At 69.7% G+C, this 20775-nt stretch carries 18 protein-coding genes; 9 read left to right on the plus strand and 9 right to left on the minus strand.

Annotated elements, in window-relative coordinates:
- Positions 1 to 147: 147 nt before the first annotated feature.
- Positions 148 to 3498, plus strand: coding sequence for an ATP-dependent DNA helicase (locus tag DI276_RS34310; RefSeq protein WP_112271137.1), 3351 nt, complete (start codon positions 148 to 150; stop codon positions 3496 to 3498).
- A gap of 11 nt (positions 3499 to 3509) precedes the next feature.
- Here the strand turns inward: DI276_RS34310 and DI276_RS34315 are convergent, their stop codons facing one another.
- A complete protein-coding gene (locus DI276_RS34315) occupies positions 3510 to 4037 on the minus strand; it encodes a hypothetical protein (RefSeq protein WP_198681073.1) in 528 nt (175 codons plus the stop codon).
- A 76-nt stretch (positions 4038 to 4113) separates the two neighbouring features.
- Entirely contained in the window at positions 4114 to 4494 is a 381-nt protein-coding gene (locus DI276_RS34320; RefSeq protein ID WP_112271141.1) for a DoxX family protein, read from the minus strand.
- A 62-nt stretch (positions 4495 to 4556) separates the two neighbouring features.
- On the opposite strand from DI276_RS34320, the gene DI276_RS34325 reads away from it, so the two are divergent.
- Both DI276_RS34325 and DI276_RS34330 read left to right on the plus strand, forming a co-directional pair.
- Positions 4557 to 5966, plus strand: coding sequence for a M20/M25/M40 family metallo-hydrolase (locus tag DI276_RS34325; RefSeq protein WP_232837104.1), 1410 nt, complete (start codon positions 4557 to 4559; stop codon positions 5964 to 5966).
- Complete coding sequence (locus tag DI276_RS34330) at positions 5963 to 7003, plus strand: potassium channel family protein (protein WP_112271145.1); 1041 nt, start codon at positions 5963 to 5965, stop codon at positions 7001 to 7003. The genes DI276_RS34325 and DI276_RS34330 overlap by 4 nt, the downstream gene beginning before the upstream one ends.
- 46 nt (positions 7004 to 7049) lie before the next feature.
- Here DI276_RS34330 and DI276_RS34335 read toward each other — a convergent pair whose 3' ends face one another.
- From DI276_RS34335 to DI276_RS34345, 3 genes are all read right to left on the minus strand, one after another.
- Positions 7050 to 7544 carry an RICIN domain-containing protein gene (locus tag DI276_RS34335; protein ID WP_157985105.1) on the minus strand — a complete coding sequence of 165 codons (495 nt, stop codon included), beginning with the start codon at positions 7542 to 7544 and terminating at the stop codon, positions 7050 to 7052.
- 99 nt (positions 7545 to 7643) lie between these two features.
- Positions 7644 to 8096 (minus strand): hypothetical protein, encoded by a 453-nt coding sequence (locus DI276_RS34340; protein WP_157985106.1) that lies wholly within the window; start codon positions 8094 to 8096, stop codon positions 7644 to 7646.
- Positions 8097 to 8139: 43 nt separating this feature from the next.
- Positions 8140 to 8700: a single stranded DNA-binding domain-containing protein gene (locus DI276_RS34345; RefSeq protein ID WP_112271151.1), complete on the minus strand. Its 561-nt coding sequence runs from the start codon at positions 8698 to 8700 to the stop codon at positions 8140 to 8142.
- 80 nt (positions 8701 to 8780) lie between these two features.
- Here DI276_RS34345 and DI276_RS34350 point away from each other — a divergent pair, with 80 nt between their 5' ends.
- A complete protein-coding gene (locus tag DI276_RS34350; protein ID WP_198681074.1) occupies positions 8781 to 9449 on the plus strand; it encodes a response regulator transcription factor in 669 nt (222 codons plus the stop codon).
- Positions 9446 to 10720, plus strand: a complete 1275-nt coding sequence (locus tag DI276_RS34355) for a sensor histidine kinase (protein ID WP_112271155.1) — start codon at positions 9446 to 9448, stop codon at positions 10718 to 10720. Before DI276_RS34350 ends, DI276_RS34355 begins: the two co-directional genes overlap by 4 nt.
- A 172-nt stretch (positions 10721 to 10892) precedes the next feature.
- Here the strand turns inward: DI276_RS34355 and DI276_RS34360 are convergent, their stop codons facing one another.
- The 3 genes from DI276_RS34360 to DI276_RS34375 all read right to left on the minus strand — a co-directional run bounded on the left by DI276_RS34360 (position 10893) and on the right by DI276_RS34375 (position 14144).
- The gene (locus DI276_RS34360) at positions 10893 to 11786 is read right to left on the minus strand and encodes a neutral zinc metallopeptidase (RefSeq protein ID WP_112271157.1); all 894 of its coding nucleotides are present in this window, start codon (positions 11784 to 11786) and stop codon (positions 10893 to 10895) included.
- Between the two features lie 17 nt (positions 11787 to 11803).
- On the minus strand, positions 11804 to 13051 hold the full coding sequence (locus tag DI276_RS34365; RefSeq protein WP_269814322.1) for a neutral zinc metallopeptidase: 1248 nt from the start codon (positions 13049 to 13051) through the stop codon (positions 11804 to 11806).
- Positions 13052 to 13178: 127 nt separating this feature from the next.
- Positions 13179 to 14144, minus strand: coding sequence for a neutral zinc metallopeptidase (locus DI276_RS34375; RefSeq protein WP_112271159.1), 966 nt, complete (start codon positions 14142 to 14144; stop codon positions 13179 to 13181).
- A 396-nt stretch (positions 14145 to 14540) separates the two neighbouring features.
- On the opposite strand from DI276_RS34375, the gene DI276_RS34380 reads away from it, so the two are divergent.
- From DI276_RS34380 to nudC, 4 genes are read left to right on the plus strand one after another with little or no spacing between them, the layout of a single operon-like run.
- Complete coding sequence (locus tag DI276_RS34380; RefSeq protein WP_112271161.1) at positions 14541 to 16154, plus strand: DUF2207 domain-containing protein; 1614 nt, start codon at positions 14541 to 14543, stop codon at positions 16152 to 16154.
- A gap of 10 nt (positions 16155 to 16164) precedes the next feature.
- Positions 16165 to 17448: a M16 family metallopeptidase gene (locus DI276_RS34385; RefSeq protein ID WP_112271163.1), complete on the plus strand. Its 1284-nt coding sequence runs from the start codon at positions 16165 to 16167 to the stop codon at positions 17446 to 17448.
- The gene (locus tag DI276_RS34390; RefSeq protein ID WP_112271165.1) at positions 17445 to 18833 is read left to right on the plus strand and encodes a M16 family metallopeptidase; all 1389 of its coding nucleotides are present in this window, start codon (positions 17445 to 17447) and stop codon (positions 18831 to 18833) included. The genes DI276_RS34385 and DI276_RS34390 overlap by 4 nt, the downstream gene beginning before the upstream one ends.
- Complete coding sequence (nudC, locus tag DI276_RS34395) at positions 18830 to 19777, plus strand: NAD(+) diphosphatase (RefSeq protein WP_112271167.1); 948 nt, start codon at positions 18830 to 18832, stop codon at positions 19775 to 19777. The genes DI276_RS34390 and nudC overlap by 4 nt, the downstream gene beginning before the upstream one ends.
- Before the next feature lie 21 nt (positions 19778 to 19798).
- On the opposite strand, the gene DI276_RS34400 is transcribed toward nudC, so the two are convergent.
- The gene (locus DI276_RS34400; protein WP_112271169.1) at positions 19799 to 20752 is read right to left on the minus strand and encodes an ArsR/SmtB family transcription factor; all 954 of its coding nucleotides are present in this window, start codon (positions 20750 to 20752) and stop codon (positions 19799 to 19801) included.
- Between the last annotated feature and the right edge of the window lie 23 nt (positions 20753 to 20775).

A 20775-nucleotide genomic window follows, 5' to 3' on the forward strand; every position in this document is an offset into this window, starting at 1 on the left:
TTCCCGCGTCCGAACACACCGGCCTGGGTGCTGCGAACGCTCGCGGCCCAGGTAGGAAGATGTGTTGGTGACGTTGTTCAGGACCTGTGACCGTGCTGTCGCCCCGCGCGACGTGCGGAGAGACGTCACGTGTGGACTGGGTGCCGGATGACCGTCAGTCCGTTCGAGATCGCCGAAGCGCTCGGGCTCAACAAACCGACCCCCGAGCAGGCTGAGGTCATCGCCGCGCCCACCCAACCGGCGCTGGTCGTGGCCGGTGCCGGCGCGGGCAAGACCGAGACCATGGCCGCCCGCGTCGTCTGGCTCGTGGCCAACGGCATCGTGCTGCCGGACCGGGTGCTGGGCCTGACGTTCACCCGCAAGGCCGCGCGCCAGCTCGCCGACCGCGTGCGCGCCAGGCTTCGGCGGCTGGGTGGATCGCAACTCCTCGACGAGCTCGATCCCAGCGGCGAGCGCAAGATGGCCGTCCTCACCGGCGAGCCCGTCGTGCTCACCTACCACGCCTACGCGGGCCGGCTGGTGACCGAGCACGGCCTGCGGCTCCCGGTCGAGCCGGGCGTGCGGCTCCTCACCGAGACGGCGTCCTGGCAGCTGGCACACCGGGTGGTGTCGACGTGGGCGAAGGACCTCGACACCGACAAGGTCCCCGCGACGATCACCGGATATCTGCTGGCGCTGGCGGGCGAGCTCGGCGAGCATCTGGTCACGCCGGAAGCGCTGCAGAACCACGCGGACAGGCTTTGCGCGTTGATCGAGAACGCCCCGCGTGCACCGAGGCAGCGTGACGGGTTGCCGGAGAAGTTGCAGGAGATCGTCCGCGCCCAACGGCTGCGCGTCGCGCTGCTCCCGTTGCTGGAGGGGTACCAGCAGCGCAAGCGGAAGGAAGCCGCGCTCGACTTCGCCGACCAGATGTCGCTGGCCGCGCAGCTCGCCGCGTTCAAGGAGGTCGCGGAGGGCGAGCGCGAACGGTACGGCGCGGTGTTGCTGGACGAGTACCAGGACACCGGCCACGCGCAGCGCGTTCTGCTGCGGTCGTTGTTCGGTGAGGGCAAGCCGATGCCGGTCACGTCGGTCGGCGACCCGGCGCAGGCCATCTACGGCTGGCGCGGTGCTTCGGCCGCGAACCTGCCGCGGTTCGCGGACGACTTCCCGCCCACCAGGAAGTTCGGGCTGCTGACCAGTTTCCGCAACCCGCCAGAGGTGCTGGAGCTGGCGAACGCGGTGTCGTTGCCGCTGCGGGAAGCCGGGCTGGATGTCGAGGAGCTCAAGGCCCGGCCGGGTGCCGGCCCGGGCGACGTGCGGCTCGCCCTGCACGAGGACATCCGCCAGGAGCTCGACTGGATGGCGGACAACGTTGCGGCGCAATGGGAAGCGCACCTCGACACAGAAGGCGTGCCGCCGACCGCGGCCGTTCTGGTGCGGCGGCGGTCGGACATGGCGGCCATCGCGGTCGCTCTGCGGGAACGCGGGCTACCGGTCGAGGTCGTCGGCCTGGGCGGGTTGCTGGACGAGCCAGAGGTGCGTGACCTGGTGTCGGCGCTGCGGGTTCTGGTCGATCCGTTGGCGGGCACGGCGGCGACGCGGCTGCTCACCGGATCGCGCTGGCGACTCGCGGCACGGGATCTGGCTGCTTTGTGGAACCGGGCTCGCGATCTCGCCGGAGTCCAATCACGACAGTCCGTTGTGGACGATCCGTTGCTCGTGCTGGCGGACGCGCTGCCCGGCGAGCACGCGGAACAGGCCGGCCTGGCCGACGCGCTGGACGATCCAGGCGACCCCGACGCGTACTCGCAGGACGGCTACCGGCGAATCAGGCGACTCGGCGGCGAGCTGGCGGCGTTGCGGCGCCGGCTGACCCAGCCGTTGTCCGAACTGGTGGCGGACGTGGAACGCACGCTGCTGCTCGACATCGAGGCCATGTCGCGGCCCGGCATGGTCGGCCGGGCGCACCTCGACGCGTTCTCCGACGTCGTCGCGGACTTCGCGGCAGCCAGTCCGTCGGCGACGCTGCCGTCGTTGCTGGACTACCTCTACGCGGCCGAGCACGCCGAGGACGGACTGGAGCCCGGCGAGGTCGAGGTGTCCGAGGACCGCGTGCAGATCCTGACCGTGCACTCCGCGAAGGGGCTGGAGTGGCGGATCGTGGCGCTGCCGCACCTGGTGAAGGACGTCTTCCCCGGCCGCAAGAAGTCGTCGTGCTGGCTGAAAGCGGTCACCGAGCTGCCGGCGGACCTGCGGGGTGACGCACAAGACCTGCCCGAGCTTCGATTGTCGGCCGGATTCAACCGCAAGGAGGTCGACGAGGCGCTCACGATCCACGCGGAGGAGTTCGAGGACCGCAGGCTCGTCGAGGAACGCCGCCTCTTCTACGTGGGCGTGACGCGAGCCGAGCACACGCTGTTCATGTCGGGCCACTGGTGGGCAGAGGCGGGCGACAAGCCGAAGGGCCCCTCGGTCTTCCTGCAGGAAATGCACGAGGTCCTCAGCCGCGACAACCCGCCAGGCGACATCAGCGCGTGGGCGCCCGAACCGGAAGCCGACACCCCGAACCCCCTCGCCGAAGACGTGAAAACGCGTCAGTGGCCGGCCGACCCGCTAGGCAAGCGCCGCGACGCCGTGGTCGAAGGCGCCGAGATGGTGCTGGCCGCACTCGACGCCCTGCGCAACGCCCCGCCAGAGCCGCTGCCGCTGATCTTCGACGAGCCTTCCGAGGTGGTCTCCGAGGACTACCCGCCACCAGACGAGCCACCGGACGACGACTTCCCGCCAGAGCCCGAACCGCTACCGGACGACGTCGTCCCGGACGACCCGGAGATGCCGGAATCGGACGACCCGGAAGGCTGGGCGGCGGACGTGGACGTCCTGCTGGCCGAACGCGCGGCCTCGATGAACCGCCGCGAACAGGTGGAGCTCCCCGACCACCTGTCGGTCAGCCAACTCGTCGAGCTGGCCAAGGACCCGGACCTGCTGGCCCGCCGCCTCCGCCGCCCACTCCCGTTCCCGCCGAACCCGCTGGCCCGCCGAGGCACGGCCTTCCACACGTGGCTGGAAAACCGCTTCGGCGCCACGCGACTGCTCGACATCGACGAGCTACCGGGCGCCGGCGACGCCGACGCCGCACCGGACGCCGACCTCGAACGCCTGAAGGAGGCGTTCCTGCAGAGCGCCTGGGCCGACCGAACGCCATACGACGTCGAGGTGCCGTTCGAGGCGGAGTTCGACGGAATTTCGGTGCGCGGTCGAATGGACGCCGTCTACAAGGACCCGGACGGCTGGACCGTCGTCGACTGGAAGACCGGCGCGGTGCCGGAAGCGGACGCCTTGCCCGCGCTGTCGGTGCAGCTCGCGGCGTACCGGCTGGCTTGGGCGGCGTTGGTGGGGGAGCCGCTGGAACGGGTCCGGGCCGCGTTCCACTACGTGCGGCACGACCACACGTTGCGGCCGGCGGACCTGCTGGACGAGCAGGGGTTGAAGGACCTGATCCGGACTGTGGAGTGACCCGGTGCGGCTCAGGTGCTCGCGGGTGCGTGCGATTCCTTCAGCACTCGCTCGTACAACACCTCGAGCAGCCACCGGCCGAAGAGCGAAGGCCCGAACTCGGGCGACCGGTCCTCCGGCGGCACCATCAGGTCCGCCGAGGAGTCGTCCGCGACCACGACGCCGATGCCGTAGTAGTCGAGTTCGATGTACGACCAGGCCTGCGACTCGTCGGAGCGCGGAAGCAGCACCGCGCAGGGCGCCAGGGTCAGCAGGGTGCCGCACGACTGCAGGGCGCGGTCCGTGGTCGACTCGCTGACCAGTACGCCGACGAGTTCGACGGCCGCGACGGGTAGGCGGTCGTGGGCCTCTGGCTCGAACCAGGAGCGGAACCAGGACGGGTCGGCGCGTGGTGGCCAGCCGTTCTGGGTTCGCCACTCGTGGACCTCGGGCAGCAAACGCACCACCGCGGACACCTGCTGGCCCAGCACGGCGACGTCGGGTACGACGACTCCGTCCCAGGCGAGCGCGTGCGCGGCGCGTTGAAGAAGCGTTTGCACAGGGCGCATCCTAGGGTTCCTCGCGCGGAAAATGACAGCGTTTGCGGGATACTTGGTTAAGGATTACCCAGGGTGGTCATGGGGCCGCTTTGGCCACTTTCCAGGCCCAAGCGACGAGTGGGATCTGCAGCGGCAGGCGACCATACGCCAGTGCGCGCGCCTTTGGCGACTTGGAGCGGAAGTCCAGAGCCATTTTCACGTTTGCTGGGAACACCGCGATGAAGAACGCGGCGGCTGCGACGCCGCCCAGCTTGCGTGTTCGCGGGACCGCCACCGCCGTGGCCAGGGCCAACTCGGCCACGCCCGAGATGTGGGTCCACTGCCGCGGGGTGCCTGGCAGGGTGCGCGGGACGATCGCGTCGTAGTACTTCGGCCTGGTGAAGTGGGTTGTGCCCGCCAGGCCTAGCAGTGCGGCGAGCGCCCACGCCGACCGCGCTCGGGAACGGTTCGGTTCCATGCCGTCACCCTGTCATGCCTACGCGGCGTAGGCGAGGTGGGGCTGGCCTATTCTCCACGGGCGTGGCAGGTGATTCTCATCATCCCGAACGCGCCGCGGTGGCCGCGCTGAGCGACTCCTTCGTCGCCGGTCTTCGCGAGTGGATCACGATTCCGTCGATCGGCGTCGATCCCGCACATCGCGTCGACGTGCAGAGATCCGCCGAGTGGCTGGCCGGGCAGCTGGCAGCGGACGGCTGGCCGGAGATCGAAATCTGGGACCACGGGCCGGCGTTGCCCGCTGTCTACGCCTGCTGGAGAGCCGAGGATCCCGATGCGCCGACCGTGCTCGTTTACGGTCACCACGACGTGCAGCCGGTCGACCCGGTCGAGCGCTGGCACCATCCGCCGTTCGAGCCCGTGACCAGCGGCGACGAGCTGCACGGCCGGGGTGCGAGCGACGACAAGGGGCAGGTCGCGATGCACCTGCTCGCGGTGAAAGCGCATCTGGCAGCCACCGGACAGAATGCGCCGAGCGTCACGCTGAAACTCTTCATCGAGGGTGAGGAGGAATCGGGTTCGCCGCATCTGCGAAAGCTGCTCGAGGCGCACAAAGATGATCTTTCCTGCGATCTGGTGGTGTTCACCGACACCGCATTGCACGAACGCGACGCGCCCACGGTCAACACCGGGCAGCGCGGTGTTCTCGGCGGTGAGATCACGTTCTTCGGCGGCACCGACGACGTGCATTCGGGGCGGGCCGGTGGCGCGATCCCGAATCCCGCGACGGCGTTGGCGAAACTGATCGCCGCGCTGCACGACGACGAAGGCCGGGTGCAGCTGCCGGGCTTCTACGAGGACGTCAACGAGCCGTCCGCGCGGGAGCGGCAGGACTACGCCGAGCTGCCGTTCGACGAGCAGAAGTGGTTGGCGCACAACGGAGGCGGCGCGCAGACGACAACGGGCGAACCCGGCTACACCACGCTGGAACGCATCTGGGTCCGGCCGACCGCCGAGGTGAACGGCCTGAGCAGCGGCTACACCGGCCCCGGCCTGAAGACGATCGTTCCGGCGACCGCCACGGCGAAGATCAGCTTCCGGCTCGTGCCCGACCAGCTGCCCGAGAAGGTGGCGGACCAGCTCAAGGAGTTCGTCGCCAAGCACACACCGCCGGGCATTCGTGCCGAGGTCGGCTTCCGCGGCGAGGGCGTGCCGCCGTACGCGATCAGCCCGGCCGACCCGGCCAACGCCGCCGTGAAAGAGGCGATGGAGCTCGCGTTCGACCAGCCCGTCAAGTTCGCGCGGGCCGGCGGATCGGGTCCTGCGGCAGTGCTCCAGGCGTGGCTTGGGGTGCCCCTCGTCTACCTCGGCGCGACCTTGCCGGATGATCGCGTGCACGCGCCGAACGAACGCGTTGTAGTGCCACTGCTCCTCAAAGGTGCGGAAGCGGCGGCTCACCTGTGGCGGATGCTGCCCGAGAGGTTGACTCGATGAGCCTGTCTGACGAAGCGTCGCATTCGCTCGTCGGTGTGATCAGGATGCCCGACCAGGTGCAGAGCCCGGTCCGTGCCATCGTCAAACGCGTGATCGGGGCGTCGGCCGCGCTGTTGCTCGCGGTGCTGATCGTCTATCTCGATCGGGACGGCTACCGCGACGTCAACGGGGATGGCGTCTCGTTGCTCGACTCGTTCTACTACGCGACGGTGTCTCTCTCGACGACCGGCTACGGCGACATCACGCCCGCCTCGTCGTCAGCGCGGCTGGTCAACGTTCTGGTCATCACGCCGTTGCGGGTCCTGTTCCTGATCGTGCTGGTCGGCACGACACTCGAAGTTCTCACCGAGCGCTCCCGTCAGGCGTTGCGCATTCAGAAGTGGAGGCGGGTCGTGCGGGACCACGTTGTGGTCGTGGGTTATGGCACCAAGGGACGCTCAGCGGTAGCGGCCCTCATGGGCGACGGTGTCGAGCCCGGCTCGATCGTCGTCGTCGACACCGTGCAGGAGTCGCTCGACGCCGCGTCCGCCATCGGGCTCGTGACCGTGCATGGTTCCGGTACGCGCAACGACGTGCTGAGGGTCGCCGGTGCGGCCCGAGCGCGCGCGATCGTCGTTGCCCCGAACCGGGACGACACGGCGGTGCTGATCACGCTCACCGCCCGCGAGCTCGCGCCCAAAGCACAGATCGTGGCTTCGGTGCGAGAGCGGGAGAACGAGCACCTGCTGAAGCAGTCCGGTGCGGACTCGGTGGTGGTGTCGTCGGAAACGGCAGGTCGCCTGCTCGGCATGGCCACGGCGACGCCGACCGTGGTCGCGATGGTGGAGGACCTGCTGACGCCGGACGCCGGCCTCGCGATCGCGGAACGCGACGTCGAGCCGGGCGAGATCGGTGGGTCGCCGCGGCACCTGTCGGACATAGTGCTGGGTGTGGTGCGCGGCGGGACGTTGTACCGGGTCGACGCACCGGAAGCCGACGCGATCGAGCCGGGTGACCGGCTGCTCTACGTCAAGAAGGTGACTCCCGCAGGGGAGTAGGGCCGGGTGCCCGCCTCGAGTTGCGGAGGCGGGCACCTGTCCGAGGTCAGATGTACAGGCCCCACGCCTGGTCGACGTACTCCAGGCAGTCGTACTGCACGAGCTGCGTGTTGTCGCCGCCGCGGGCGAGCAGGCACTTGCCGCTGTTGACGTTCTGCACCCAGAACCAGTCCGGGCGACCGGGGTAGTCGTTGAAGCGCCAGTACTGGTCCGCGTAGTCCAGGCACGTGAACTGGATGGCCGCGGCTTCGTTGCCGGTGCCGAAGACGAGCAGGCACTTGCCGCTGTTCACGTTGCGGATCTGGAACTGCCCGTTGCCCTTCTCGACGAGAGTCCACTTCTGGTCGGCGTAGGGCAGGCACTGGTACTGGACGGCCAGCTCGTGGTCGGCCCCACCTCGGGCCAGCAGGCACTTGCCGGTGTGCAGGTTCTGCAGCCAGGCGTTGTTGAGATCGGCCGCGCCGGCCGGTTGGACGGCGCCGGTCAGCGCGACCAGCACTCCGAAAAAAATGGTCGCGATGCGAACACGTACACGCTTCACAGAGCCCCCCAGGCTGATTGAAGGACCTCGATGCCCCCATCTGCGGTCCGAGCGTCACAATAGGGGGCGATCGTGTGGCGTGGAATAGGCCGAACGGAGCTAAGAAACCGGCTCCTGGCGGGGCGTGGGCAGGACCGCGGGCGCTCGCAGAGGTGCGTAGCGGAAGAGGAACGCGTAGAAGCCACCGGCCAGCGCGGCCATGCACAGCAGCAGTGCGGTGAGGCGGCGTCCGACCGGCAGTCCGGCCGGGACCGAGGCGGCGGACGACACCATGTCGTTGCCGGTGTTGATGATCTCGACGGTCTCGCCCTTGCGGTGACCACAGCCGTCGAGCTTGGCTTGCTTCTTCTCGCCGTTGGCATCCCACTCGACGGTGTCCATGCCCTGGCCGCACGACCCCGTCTCGACGACGGTGGCGGCCACGGGTCTAGGGGGTTCCTCGGCGCCGAGCACCTTGGCAGGCACTAAAAGCGCGACCGCGACCCCGATCCCGACCAGTCCAACGACCAGCAGGATGAACACCCATCTGTTCGGGCTTCGCGGAACCGCCACACTGCGATGTTCGCAGACGCGGCGGTCCGCGTGGAGCCCAGGTTTACTTCGGCAGCTGACGCAGCTGCTCGACCTTGATGGTCTTGCCGTCGGACACCGTTCCGGTCACCGCGACGAGGTCGCCGTTCTTCGGCTTCTCGCTGACCGCGGACAGGTCGAGCGGCGTCTGCAGGCCGTCGAGCTGCACCAACGTGGCGTTGTTGCCGTTGACGTCCTTGACCGTGCCCTGCTCCTTGGCCTTGGCCAGCGCCACGTTCAGCGCCTTGCCGTCCTTCACGCGCACGGTCACGCGCTGGTCCGCCTTGAGCCCGGCGAGGTCACCGCCACGCAGCTTGGTGGAGCTGTCAGTGGTCAACGACACCTCGCTGCCGTCGTCCTTGGTGATCGTGAGCTTGCCGGTCTCGACCGACTTCACGCGTCCGACGACGAGCGTGCTGTCCTTGAGCTTCACCTTGTCCGGGTGGCCGGGCTTGCCGGGGTGGCGCTCCGCGAACCTCCCGGGCGGCCCGTCGGAGTTGTCGGCCGCCGTCGCGACCGCGATGCCGCCGACGGTGAGCCCGACGGCCGCGACGATGGCGCCGGCCCACGCAGATTTCTTCGACATGGGCATCAGCGTGCGCGTGCATGCTGAGCGTCAGCTGAAGGCGAGTCGCCCGAAGTCCGGATGATCAGCAGAATGGTGTGGTGTCCGCCAGGGTGTTGGTGATCGAGGACGCCGAGGCGATCGGCGCCGCGGTGTCGTCCGCGTTGCGCGAGTCCGGGTACGAGGTGCAGCACCGGCTGGACGGACGCCAGCTGGAGACCGACCTGGGCCGGTTCCGGCCCGATCTGGTCGTGCTCGACGTGATGCTGCCCGGCCGGGACGGGTTCCAGCTGCTCGAGGTGATCCGGCGGGCGTCCGGGGCGGGCGTGGTCATGCTGACCGCTCGCGACGGGGTGCCTGACCGGCTGCGCGGGCTGTCCGGTGGCGCCGACGACTACGTGGGCAAGCCGTTCGTGCTGGCTGAGCTGGTGGCTCGGGTCTCTGCGGTGCTGCGTCGGCTCGGGCGGACGCCGTCCACGGTGCAGGTCGGGGACCTGGTCGTGGACGCTGACGCCGGCGTCGTCATGCGGGCTGACCAGGCAATCGAGCTGACTGCCACCGAGCTGCGGCTGTTGGTCTATTTGGCGGCTCAGCGCGGGCGGGTGGTGTCGAAGACGCAGATCCTGACCGCGGTGTGGGGATATGAGGACTACGACCCGAACCTGGTCGAGGTCCACATTTCTGCCGTGCGGCGGAAGTTGGAGGAGCACGGGCCTCGGCTGGTGCACACCGTGCGTGGGCTGGGGTACGTGTTGCGGGCCGAAGAATGAACCTCCGCACGGTCTCGTTGCGGCGCCGGGTCGCTGTTTCGGTGCTGCTGGTGTTGTTCCTCGTGCTGGTGGCTTTGGTCATCTCGGTCGACCGGACGTTTGCGGGGCAGTCCAACAAGGACGTCGACATCGTTCTGCTGGATGCCGGGAACCGTGCGGGCATGTTGGTTTCGCGCGGCGTTGCGCCGCGGGACGTGGTCCGGCAGCTGTCCAAGCGGAACATTCATGTGACTGTCGAGCTGCCCAACGGGACGCGGTTCGGTGAGGCGCCGGAGGAAGGGCCGTTCCAGCGCAAGAACCAGGTGATTCGCGGGGCCAAGTACACGTTCTACGCCGACACCGAGGCGATCTCGCAGGCGCAGGGGCGGTTGCGGAAGCTGCTGATCATGCTGGGGCTCGGGGCCATCGTGGTCACCGGGGTGTTGATGATCTGGGTGGTGCGGCGGGCTCTGGCGCCGTTGGACGCCATGACTTCCTTGGCTGAGGCCATTGCTCGTGGGCATCGGGGTGGGCGGTTGAATCCTGCTCGCACGGATACCGAGTTGGGGCGCACGGCTGCTGCCTTTGACGAGATGTTGGATTCGTTGGAGGGGTCTGAGCAGCGGACTCGGCGGTTTGTTGCTGATGCTGCTCATGAGTTGCGCACGCCCATTACCGGGGTTCAGGCGGTGGCTGAGGCTCTGGTGGCTGCTCCGGTGGATTCTCCTGATCGGGATCAGATGTCGTTCTTGCTGGTGCGGGAGGCTCGGCGGGCTGGGCGGTTGGTTGACGACCTGCTGGCGCTTGCTCAGTTGGATGCCGGGTATGAGATGCAGCGGGAGTCGGTGGATTTGTTGGCGTTGGCTGAGGCTGAGGTTGCTCGGACTCGGTTTGTGGCTCCCGACTTTGATATTTCGGCTGAGGGGGAGTCGGTTGTTGTGGTGGGGGATGGGCAGCGGTTGGCTCAGGTTTTAGTCAACCTGGTGGATAATGCTCGGCAGGCTGCTGGGCCTGCTGGGGTTGTGCGGATTGTGGTGGATTCTGCTGGGTTCACTGTTTCTGATAATGGGCCAGGGGTTCCGGAGGGTGAGCGGGAGCGGATTTTTGACCGGTTGGTTCGGTTGGATGATGCTCGGGATCGGCGGTCTGGGGGGTCTGGGTTGGGGCTCGCCATTGCTCGGGGGGTTGTTCGGGCTCATGGTGGGGAGCTGACTTGTTTGCCTTCTGATGGTGGGGCGGTTTTTCGGGTTTGGTTGCCTGGGCCGCCTTTGGCGGGCGCGCCGGGTGCGTAGCGTTCCCCAGTTGGGTTGGCGAGTTCCTGTTGCGTAGGTGGCAAACGATCAGGCACGACTCGTGACGGGGACCCGCCCGCACCGCGCTTCAAGCGTTCAAGCGCCTCGGCTGCGCCATCGGGTCGGCTCGCCTTCGGCCTCGCCGCTTGGCTTCGCCTTCGCGGGATGTGGGTTAGGCGACCTGCGCTGCTGGTGCGGCGAAGGTGTTGCAGGCTGACGTTGAGTTCGCCTTGAAGCCTGCCGTTGCCCAGTGGGCCTGGTTCTTGGCTGAGCCGTGGGCGTTGTGCTCGGGCTTTTCTTCCACCGCGTACTGGAAGTCTTCCTGCGCCTGCCTGGCCAGGTTTGCCGAGACCGAGCCCTTGCCTGCCGCGCCGGTCAGGAACATGCCCGCGAAGCAGTTGGCCTGCAGTTCGATGCGGCGCGACATTTCCAGGCCCGCTGGGGTCTTCTCGCCTGCGTCGGTGATTTTCAGGTCGGCTGCGCGGAGCAGGCCGGTGAGGGCTTGGACGTGGTGGCCGTACTCGTGGGCGAGCGTCGCCAGGTGGGTGGCCGGGGCGTCGCCGCCGCCGTTGTCGCGCAGGCGGGCGGTGGGCATGTAGATCGTGCGGTTGCGGCCGCAGTAGTAGGCGACTGCGTGGTCGGATTCCGGGGCCGCGCCGCACGGGCCGTCTTTCAGGACTGGGGACGCGTCCAGGGTCGGCTTTTCGAAGGGCAGGTTTGCTGCGGTCAGCAGCGGGCCCCAGGCGTTGTCGAGGCATTCGACGCCTGCGGTGTAGTAGGCGGCCAGTTGTTGGTCTGAGACGCCGAACGGGGGGAGCGTGCAGGTCAGCGGGGCCACCGAGACCGGGGTGACCAGGAACGGGTGGTCTGCCAGGCGGTAGATCGCGCGGGGGCGGACCGGGGTGGACGGCTCGGTGGAAGGGGAAGGCGCTGGGCGGGAGCCTGCCAGGGCGTGGCCCGTCACCAGTCTGGGGCGGCTCAGTTGACCGATTCCGAGGACGAAGGCGACCACCAGCACGAACACCGCTCCGAGCAGGACCGGGTTGTTCTTGGCTGGTTGGGTCACGTTCTCCCCTTTCGGGCCTACGAGACCGAGCCCGGGTCCGCTGCCCAGGTGTTGCACTCGGAGGCCTTGTTCGAGCGGTAACCGCGGTCCACCCAGCTGGCGTTGTTCTGCGGGGTGCCGTGGTCCTTGGTCGGGTAGATGTCGTAGTCGCCTCGGTTGCCTGCGTCGGACAGGCCTACTCGGATCACGTCTATCGGTATTGCGCCGTGCGACAAAGGGGCCAGCGTCATGCCGCCGAAGCAGGTGGCTTGCAGCTCCATCCGGCGGTTCAGGTCGAGGCCCTTCGGAGTATCCCACCCACCCGCCTCGTACTGCGCGCGGTCCGAAGCTTTCAGCATTCCGGTGAGCCACTGGATGTGGTGGCCGTACTCGTGGGCGAGCTGGCCCAGGTACTTGCCGGGGTGGTTCGGGTTGTTCGGGTTGCGTTCCGAGGCGTACGCGTTGGCGGTCCAGTAGATGCCGCCCTGGCAGTAGCGCGCGGTGGAGTCCGGGCGGACGGTGCCGCACGGGTACTGCGCGGTCTCGGTGATGATGTGCAGCTCTACTGGCTGGTACGGCAGGTTGGCTGCGGCCAGGGCCGGCTTCCACATGCTTTCGATGCACGGGAGGGCCGCGCGCAGGAAGCGGTCCTGGCCTGCCGCGGAGTAGTCCATGGCCGGGAGCGGGCAGCCGCTCACGTTGTTCGCGCCGAAGTTCGGCTTCAGGAACGGGTGGTCGGCCAGGGTGTAGACGGCCTTCGGGCCCACCGGGGCCGCGGAGGTTGAAGGAGCGCGGGAGGCGGACGGGCGCGACGAGGTGGTCGTCGTGGTCGTGGCCTCGGTGGTCGTCGTGAAGGAGTACGTGGGGCTGTACGTCGTGTAGTTCGAGTAGCCCGTGTCCTTCACCTTGTTGTTCAAGGTCGCCGCGAAAACACCGACGGCGCCCAGGCCGAGGACGACCACGCCGCCGAGGATCAACGCCACGATCGGGCCGTTGTTCTTCTTGCGCGGCGGCATCGTCGGGTACGGCGCGTAGCCGGGCTGGTAACCGCCCCACGACGGTTGCGGCGGGGGCATGACCTGGCCCGGTGGGGGCGGCGGCGGGCCGTACTGGCCGGGAGGCGGACCGTACGGGGGCGGCGGCGGGCCCTGTGGATTCCCTTGGGACGGCATGCCGTACGACGGTGGCGGGCCTTGCGGCGGACGCTGCCCCAGTGGTGCGGGCATCGGCGGAGGGCCGACCGGGCGTGGCGGTGGCCAGTTGCCCGGCGGCGGTGGTTGCGTCATCGCCTGAGGTCCCCCCATTGGTGAGCCTGGGTCGGGTACGAGCATATGCGGAGCGAGATCACGTGTCCCCCGACCGGGCTAACGCGTCCCGTCCGCGTCCATGAGACGCGCGGGCCGGGGGATCGGTTCACGAGACGTCCGCCGAGCTCGCGGCCCAGGTGTTGCAGGCCTTGATGTCGTTCTGCTTGTGGCCGTGCATGACCCAGCGCTGGTTGTTCGGCGCGCTGCCGTGGTCTGGCGTGCGGTTGTAGTCGCCGCGTTGGCCGGCGTCTTGCAGACCGGTGTTCACGACGTCCATGGGTATGACGTTCTTGTGCGAGAACGGGGCCAGGGTCATGCCGCCGAGGCAGGTGGCCTGCAGTTCGAGCCTGCGGTTGAGCTCGAGGCCCTTGGGGGTGTCCCAGCCGCCGACGTCGTACTGGGCCTGGTCGGCGGCGCGCAGCAGGCCGGTCAGCCACTGGATGTGGTGGCCGTACTCGTGGCCGAGCTGGCCGAGGTACACGCCGGGGTGGCGGGTCGTGGCGCCCTCGTTCGCGTAGAAGTTGCCGGGCCAGTAGATGACGCCACGGCAGAACATCGCGGTGGTGTCGTTGCGGCGTGATCCACATGGGGTCTGCGTCGTGCCGGTGAACACCTGCAGCTCGACCGGCTGGTACGGCAGGTTCGCGGCTTTGAGGGCCGGCTGCCACGCCTTCTCGATGCACGGTAGCGCGGCGGCGAGGAACCGCTCCTCGCCGGCCGGGTTGTACTGCATCGCGGGCAACGGGCACGAGGCGAAGTCGTTCGCGCCGACGCCGGTGCCGAAGATCGGGTGGTCGGCGAGCTTGTAGACCGCCTTCGGGCCCGGCGGGGTCGTGGGCGTGCTCGACGTCTGCGTGGTGCGGGTGGACGTCGTCGTGGTGGTGGTCGTGGTCGTCGTCGTTGTGTAGGTGTAGGTCGGGCTGTAGGTGGTGTAGGCCGAGTAGCCCGTGTCCTTCACCTTGCTGTTGAACGCGGCCGCGAAGACGCCGACTGCGCCGAGGCCGAGGATCACGACGCCGCCCAACACGAGCGCGAGGATCGGGCCGTTGCTGCTTTTGCGGCGTGGGGGCATGACGGGATACGGCGCGAACCCCGGCTGAGGGTGGTGGCCCCAGGTGGGTTGCGGTGGCGGCATCACCGGACGCGGCGGGGGAAGGGGAGCGCGGCCGGGCGGCGGGCCGTACGGCGGGGGACCCAGAGGCCTCATCGGAGGCGGGCCCATCGGCGGACGCATGCCGGGAGCGGGCGGCGGTCCCACGGGACGCATGCCGGGCGGAGGTCCTTGAGCGGGGCGAGGAGGCATCGGCGGCCCGTACGGCGGTGGTGCGGGCACAGGCGGTGGCCCCACCGGGCGTGGCGGCGGCCAGTTGCCCGGCGACGGTGGTTGCGTCATCGCCGAAAATCCCCCAGATGGCGTCTGTTCGAAAGTCCGCCGGAGCATATGAGGACTCCGCTATTGTCCGCAGCCGTGTTGAAGAACTGGGGAGTGGCGATCTTCGCCGCGGCCGCGCTGACGTCCACAACGGCTGTTGGCGCGCTCGCGCAGCCGCTTCCGGGGACGGTCAGCACCGAGGTCCGGATGAAGCTCGAGCGCGACTCGAAGCTCACCGTCACCGAGACCGTGCACGTGCCGGACGGCAAGACGGTCAACCGGACCGTCCCTTTGCGACTCGCCGTCGGCAACGACCTGGAGCGTCAGTACCAGGTCACCGACGCGAAGGTCGAGGGCAGCGGCAAGGCGACGGTCGGCGACGACCAGTTCTCCGTCAAGCTCGAGGGCGGCCAGGCCACCCTGACCTACACGGTCGTCGGCGCGGTCGCCCCGGTCGGTGACGCGCTGGAGGTCCGCTGGCAGGTCGCGGGCGGCTGGGACACCGAGCTCGACAAGGTCGCCGTCACGTTCTCCGCACCCGACTCGCCGACGTCGGTCAACTGCCTCGCGGGTCCCGTCGGGTCGTCGCAGCCGTGCACCAGCGCGGACCTCGCGGACGGCAAGGGCGTGCGGGCGCAGGAGATCAAGCTCGCCGCCGGTGAACGCGTCGATGTCGCGATCGGACTGTCCGCCGGGGTCGTGCCGCCGAACGCCGTCGTGGTGCAGCAGTCCGGCCTGGCCGCCGCGTTCGCGCTGACCCCGGTGAGCGGCATCGCGCTCGGTGCGTTGCTGGTGTTGCTGCTCGGCGGTGTCGCGCTGCTCTGGTACCTGCGCGGCCGGGACGTCGCGGCGCTCTCCAGCGAGGTCGGCGCGGTCTCCGTGCTGGTGCGCGACCAGAACAACCGGGTCGCGTTCGCCTCGCCCGACGGGGTGCTGCCCGGTCAGGTCGGCACGGTCGTCGACGAGCACGTGGACGTCGTGGACGTGACGGCCACGGTGATCGACCTGGCTGTGCGCAACTACCTGTGGATCGCTGAGGTCGAGGGTCACGACTGGCAGATCGTGCGCCGCAACCCGGCCGACGACTCGCTGTCCGGGTACGAGAAGGCCGTCTACGAAGCCCTTCTGCCGCAGGGCGTCGACGCGGTGACGGTGTCCGAGCTGCGCGGCCGGCGGATCGACCTCGCCCAGGTCCGCGAGCGGCTCTACGCGGACGTCGTCGAGAAGCGCTGGTTCGTGCGCCGGCCCGACGCCGAGCGCAGCCTGTTCTGGTGGGTCGGCATCGTGGTCGCGGTGCTGGGCGTGGTCGCCACGGTCGTGCTGGCGCTGACGATCGGCAACGCGCTGTTCGGCCTCGCGGTCGCGGTCGGCGGTGTCGCGCTGGCGTTCGGCGCCCGGTCGATGCCCGCCCGCACCAAGCGCGGCAGTGAGCTGCTGGAGCACGTCCGGGGCCTGCGCGGCTACCTGCACGGCGTGACGCCGGACGACGTTCCGGAGGACGACCGCGAGCTCGTCTTCTCCCGGTCGTTGCCGTACGCGGTGGTGCTCGGCGAGACCGAGCGCTGGCTCGCCACGTTCGGTCAGCAGGACCTCTATTGGTACGGGAACGCCTCCGATTTCCGCCGCAGCTTCCCCGCGTTCCTGGGGGCACTGGACGGCGTGCTCGCCCAGGCGGGCCACCTTCGATCGCTTCGGACGCCGAACCCGTAGGCTGGCGGGCATGGCCTCACCCGAACTGCACAGGTTCACGTTGCCCAACGGCCTGCGGGTGGTGCTCGCCCCCGACGCCAGCGCACCGGTCGTCGGCGTCAGCGTGCACTACGACGTCGGCTTCCGCTCCGAGCCGGAGGGGCGCACCGGGTTCGCGCACCTCTTCGAGCACCTGATGTTCCAGGGCAGTGAAAGCCTGGAGAAGCTGGCGCACTTCCGACATGTGCAGTCGTCGGGTGGCACGTTCAACGGGTCCACACACCCGGACTACACCGACTACTACCAGGTGCTGCCGAGCGCGGCGCTCGAGCGGGCGCTGTTCCTCGAGGCCGACCGCATGCGCGCGCCGAAGCTCACCGAGGAGAACCTCCGCAACCAGATCGACGTGGTGAAGGAGGAGATCCGGCTCAACGTGCTGAACCGCCCGTACGGCGGGTTCCCCTGGATCCTGCTGCCGCCGGTGCTGTTCAAGACGTTCGCCAACGCGCACAACGGCTACGGCGACTTCGTCGACCTGGAGAGCGCCACGGTCGACAACTGCGCGGAGTTCTTCGACACCTACTACTCGCCGTCCAACGCGGTGCTGACGGTCGCGGGCGACCTCGACGTCGAGACCACCAAGGCGTTGGTGGAGAAGCACTTCGGCGACGTGCCCGCGCGGCCCAAGCCGGAGCGCCCCTCGTTCGCCGAGCCCGCACCGCAGGGCGAGGTGCGGCAGGAGCACGGCGACGCGCTGGCCCCGCTGCCCGCGATCGCGATCGGCTACCGCGTGCCGGACCCGGTCACCGACATCGACGGCTACCTCGCGTACCTGGTGCTCGCCGGCGTGCTGACCGACGGCGACAGCTCGCGCCTCCAGCAGCGCCTCGTGCACCGCGAGGGCATCGTGATCGACCTGAACGCCGGCTGCGGCCTGTTCGGACCGTTGGAAGCCCGCGACCCGGACACGTTCAGCATCACCGCGATCCACACCGCCGAGGTCTCGCCCGACCAGGTCGTCGCGGCGATCGACGAGGAGCTGCAGAAGCTCGCGCAGGAGCCGCCGTCGGCAGAGGAGCTGGCGAAGGTCACCGCGCGCTGGGCGTCGACCATGCACAAGGAGCACGACCGGCTCACGAACCGCACGCTGGGCCTCGGCTCCGCGGAGCTGCTGTTCGGCCGCGCCGAGCTGATCTACGAACTGCCCGAGCGGATCGCCTCGGTGACCGTGGACGAGGTGTCCGCAGCGGCCAAGGCCCTGCGTCCCGACGCCCGTGCCCTTCTTCTCGTCAAGCCCACCGGAGGAGCTCAGTGACCGCCGCCAAGACCCATCGTTCGGCCGAGGAGATCGGGCGCACCGAAGTCGGTCCGCGTCCGCTCCCCGAACTGGGCGTGCAGAAGGCGGCCGCCGATCTGTCCACCGTGGACACCGTGCTGCCGAACGGCCTGCGGGTGATCGCGGTGCGCCGTGCCACCGTGCCGATGGTCGAGATCCGGCTGCGCGTGCCGTTCGCCGACCCGGCCGCGTCGAGCACGGGCTCGCAGCACTCCGCGGTGGCCGAGCTGCTCGCGAACACCGTGCTGACCGGCACCGCGTCCCGGTCCCGCGTGCAGATCGACACCGAGCTGGCGCTGGTCGGCGGCGAGCTCGACTCCGTGGTCGACCCGGAGCGCCTGAGCATCACCGGCAACGCGCTGGCCACCGGCCTCGGCACCGTCCTGGACGTGCTGCGCGACGTGCTGACCTCGGCCTCGTACCCGGCGGAGGAGCTGGAACGCGAGCGCGCCCGGCTCGTCGAGCGCATCACCATCGCCCGCTCGCAGCCGAGCGTCATCGCGCGCGAGGCGTTGCAGAAGGTCCTCTACGGCGACCACCCGTACGCCAAGGAGATGCCGGAGGCCGACGAGGTCGCCGCCGTCACCCGTGACGACGTGGTGGCGCTGCACGGCAAGGCTCTGCTGCCGCGCGGCTCGGTGCTCGTGATCGTCGGCGACGTCGAACCCGCGGAGGCCGTCGCGCAGATCGGCGACGCGCTGGGCACGTGGCAGGGCGACGGCGAGGCCGTCCAGCTGCCGCCACTGCCCGAGGTCGAGGGTGGCGACGTGCTGCTGGTGCACCGCGCCGGTGCCGTGCAGTCGCAGATCCGCCTTGCCGCACAGGCGATTCCGCGCACCGACCCGCGCTACCCCGCGCTGCAGCTCGCGAACCTGGTCTACGGCGGGTTCTTCTCGTCGCGCCTGGTCGAGAACATCCGCGAGGACAAGGGCTACACCTACAGCGCCCGTTCGCACCCCGAGTTCACGATCCACGGCGCCACGCTGCTGATCGACGCGGACACGGCCTCCGACGTGACGGCGGCGGCGTTGCTGGAGACCCGCTACGAGCTCGCCCGGCTCGGCCTGGTGCCGCCGACGGAGTCCGAAGTGGACGTCGCGCGCAGCTACGCGATCGGCACGCTGCTCACCACGACGTCTTCGCAGTCCGGCCTGGCGTCGTTCCTGGTGAACCTCGTCGCGCTCGGCCTCGGCATCGACTGGCTGGTGGCGCACCCGCAGCGCCTGCAGGCCGTCACGCCGGAGCAGGTCGCCGCGGCGGCGCTGGAGTTCTTCGCTCCCGGCAACTTCACCGGTGTGCTGGTCGGCGACGCCGAGCTGCTCAAGCCGAAGCTGTCGGCCCTGGGCGGGGTTTCGTTCCAGTGAGCTTCGATCTAGTCGGTCTGCCCGCGCTGTCGCGGTTCGCGATCGACCGGTCCGAGCCGTTGCGCGGCGATTCCGAGCGAATCGCCGCGCTGTGGCCCAAGGCCCGGATGATCGTGGTCGACACGCGCGGGCGGACCCTGGTGGCCGACCGCGGCACCCGCGTGGTCGACCGGTCCGCGCTGGAGTTCGGCGACGAGCCGCCGCTGGGTGCCGCGCTGCTCGGGGAGCAGGACGGCGTGGCCTACTTCGCCGTGCTGATGCCGGCGGAGGAGGACGGGCAAGTTCCCGTCGGTCGTTCCTGGATGCTGCCGGAGCTGACGGATTCGCCGCAGTGGCTGGACCTCCGCCAGGCCGGGGCGACGTTGGACGACACGTCGGCCGGGTTGTTCACCACGGCCGCGGCGTTGTTCCAGTGGCATCGGCTCGGCAAGTTCTGCGCCAAGTGCGGTGCGGCCGTGGTGTTCGAGAAGTCCGGCTGGGTCAGCGCGTGTTCCGGGTGCGGGCGGGAGGAGTACCCGCGCACCGATGCCGCGGTGATCTGCCTCGTGCACGACGGCGCGGATCAGGTGCTCGTCGCCCGTGGACCGGAGTGGCCTGAGGGCAGGTTCTCCGTGCTGGCCGGGTTCGTCGAGGCCGGCGAGTCGCTGGAAGCCTGCGTGGCACGGGAGATCTTCGAAGAGGTCGGCGTCGCCGTGCGCGACATCCGGTACCTCGGGTCGCAGCCGTGGCCGTTCCCGCGGTCGTTGATGATCGGCTTCGAGGCCGTGGCGGATCCTGCTGAGCCGTTGCGGCCCGCTGACGGTGAGATCGCCGAGGCCAAGTGGGTCTCGCGGGCCGATGTCCGCAAGGCGATCGAGGAGCCCGGGAGTGTGCCCGGGCTCGGGCTCGCCGGTGGGGCTTCGATCGCGTTCCGGATGCTGCAGTCCTGGGCTTTGCAGGACTGACGCACCACCCGGTTGCCGCGCTCACACCTCGGCCGCCGGCATGCGTCCGGACACCAGGGCCTCGCCCAGCGTGGTCAGCGAATGCACGGTCCGCGCGCCGTGCCTGGTCGTCCGGAGCAGGCCCGCGCCGCGCAGCACCCCGGTGTGCCGGCTGACCGACGCGGGTGACGTGCCGACGCGGCGGGCCAGCTCGGTGGTACCGGTGCCCGTGCGGGCGCACTCCAGCACGGCGCGGCGGGTCGGGCCGAGCAGCTCGTCCAGTCCGCTGGGCGCGGTTGCCGTCCACCGGTCGGCGTCCGAGATCGGGTACACGAGCACCGGCGGCAGCTCGGGGTCGGTGAGCGTGCCCGGCAGGCGGCCGAAGTACGACGGCACCAGGCGCAGCCCCCGGCCGCGCAGGTGCAGGTCGAGGTCGTGCGGGGTGTCGACCTCCAGCGTGGAGCCGTCCCACCGGGCGTGCGGGCGCAGACCGGCGAGCAGGCCGTTCACGCCGGCGTCCACGAGGTCGCGGGCGCGGCGAGCCCGATCGGCGGTCACGCTCTCCTGGACCGCCTCGGCGTGCGGTTCGACGAGCACCGAGTGCAGGTGCCGCAGCAGGTCGGCGAGCACGGTCGGCCCGCGTGGTCCGCTCAGCAGCGGGTCGGCCCACGCGGGCAACGGTCTCAAGCGGTCCAGCACCGCCGCCAGCCGGTGCGGTGGTGTCGCGCACAGCGCCGCCAGCCCCGCCTCCAGTCCGCCGGCCGACTCCGGCGGCACCAGCAGTTCCGACACCGGCGCCAGCAGGTGCAGCAGGCGCGGCGCCGGATCGCGGCGGTCGAGCCGGTTCCGCACCGCGTCCAGCCAGCCGTGGAAAACCGGTGGATGAACGCGGTCGCGCAACCGGTGACCCGCGAGCAGCACCTCCCACAGCGGGTCCGCGGTCGGTGCGACGGTCGTGCGCACGAGGTCGTCGGTCGTGAAGTGTAAGCGCAGCAAGAGATTCCCCCTGGTCGAAGCCC

Origin of the sequence: Lentzea terrae (genome assembly GCF_003265345.1) — a bacterium.
Taxonomy (GTDB): domain Bacteria; phylum Actinomycetota; class Actinomycetes; order Mycobacteriales; family Pseudonocardiaceae; genus Lentzea; species Lentzea terrae.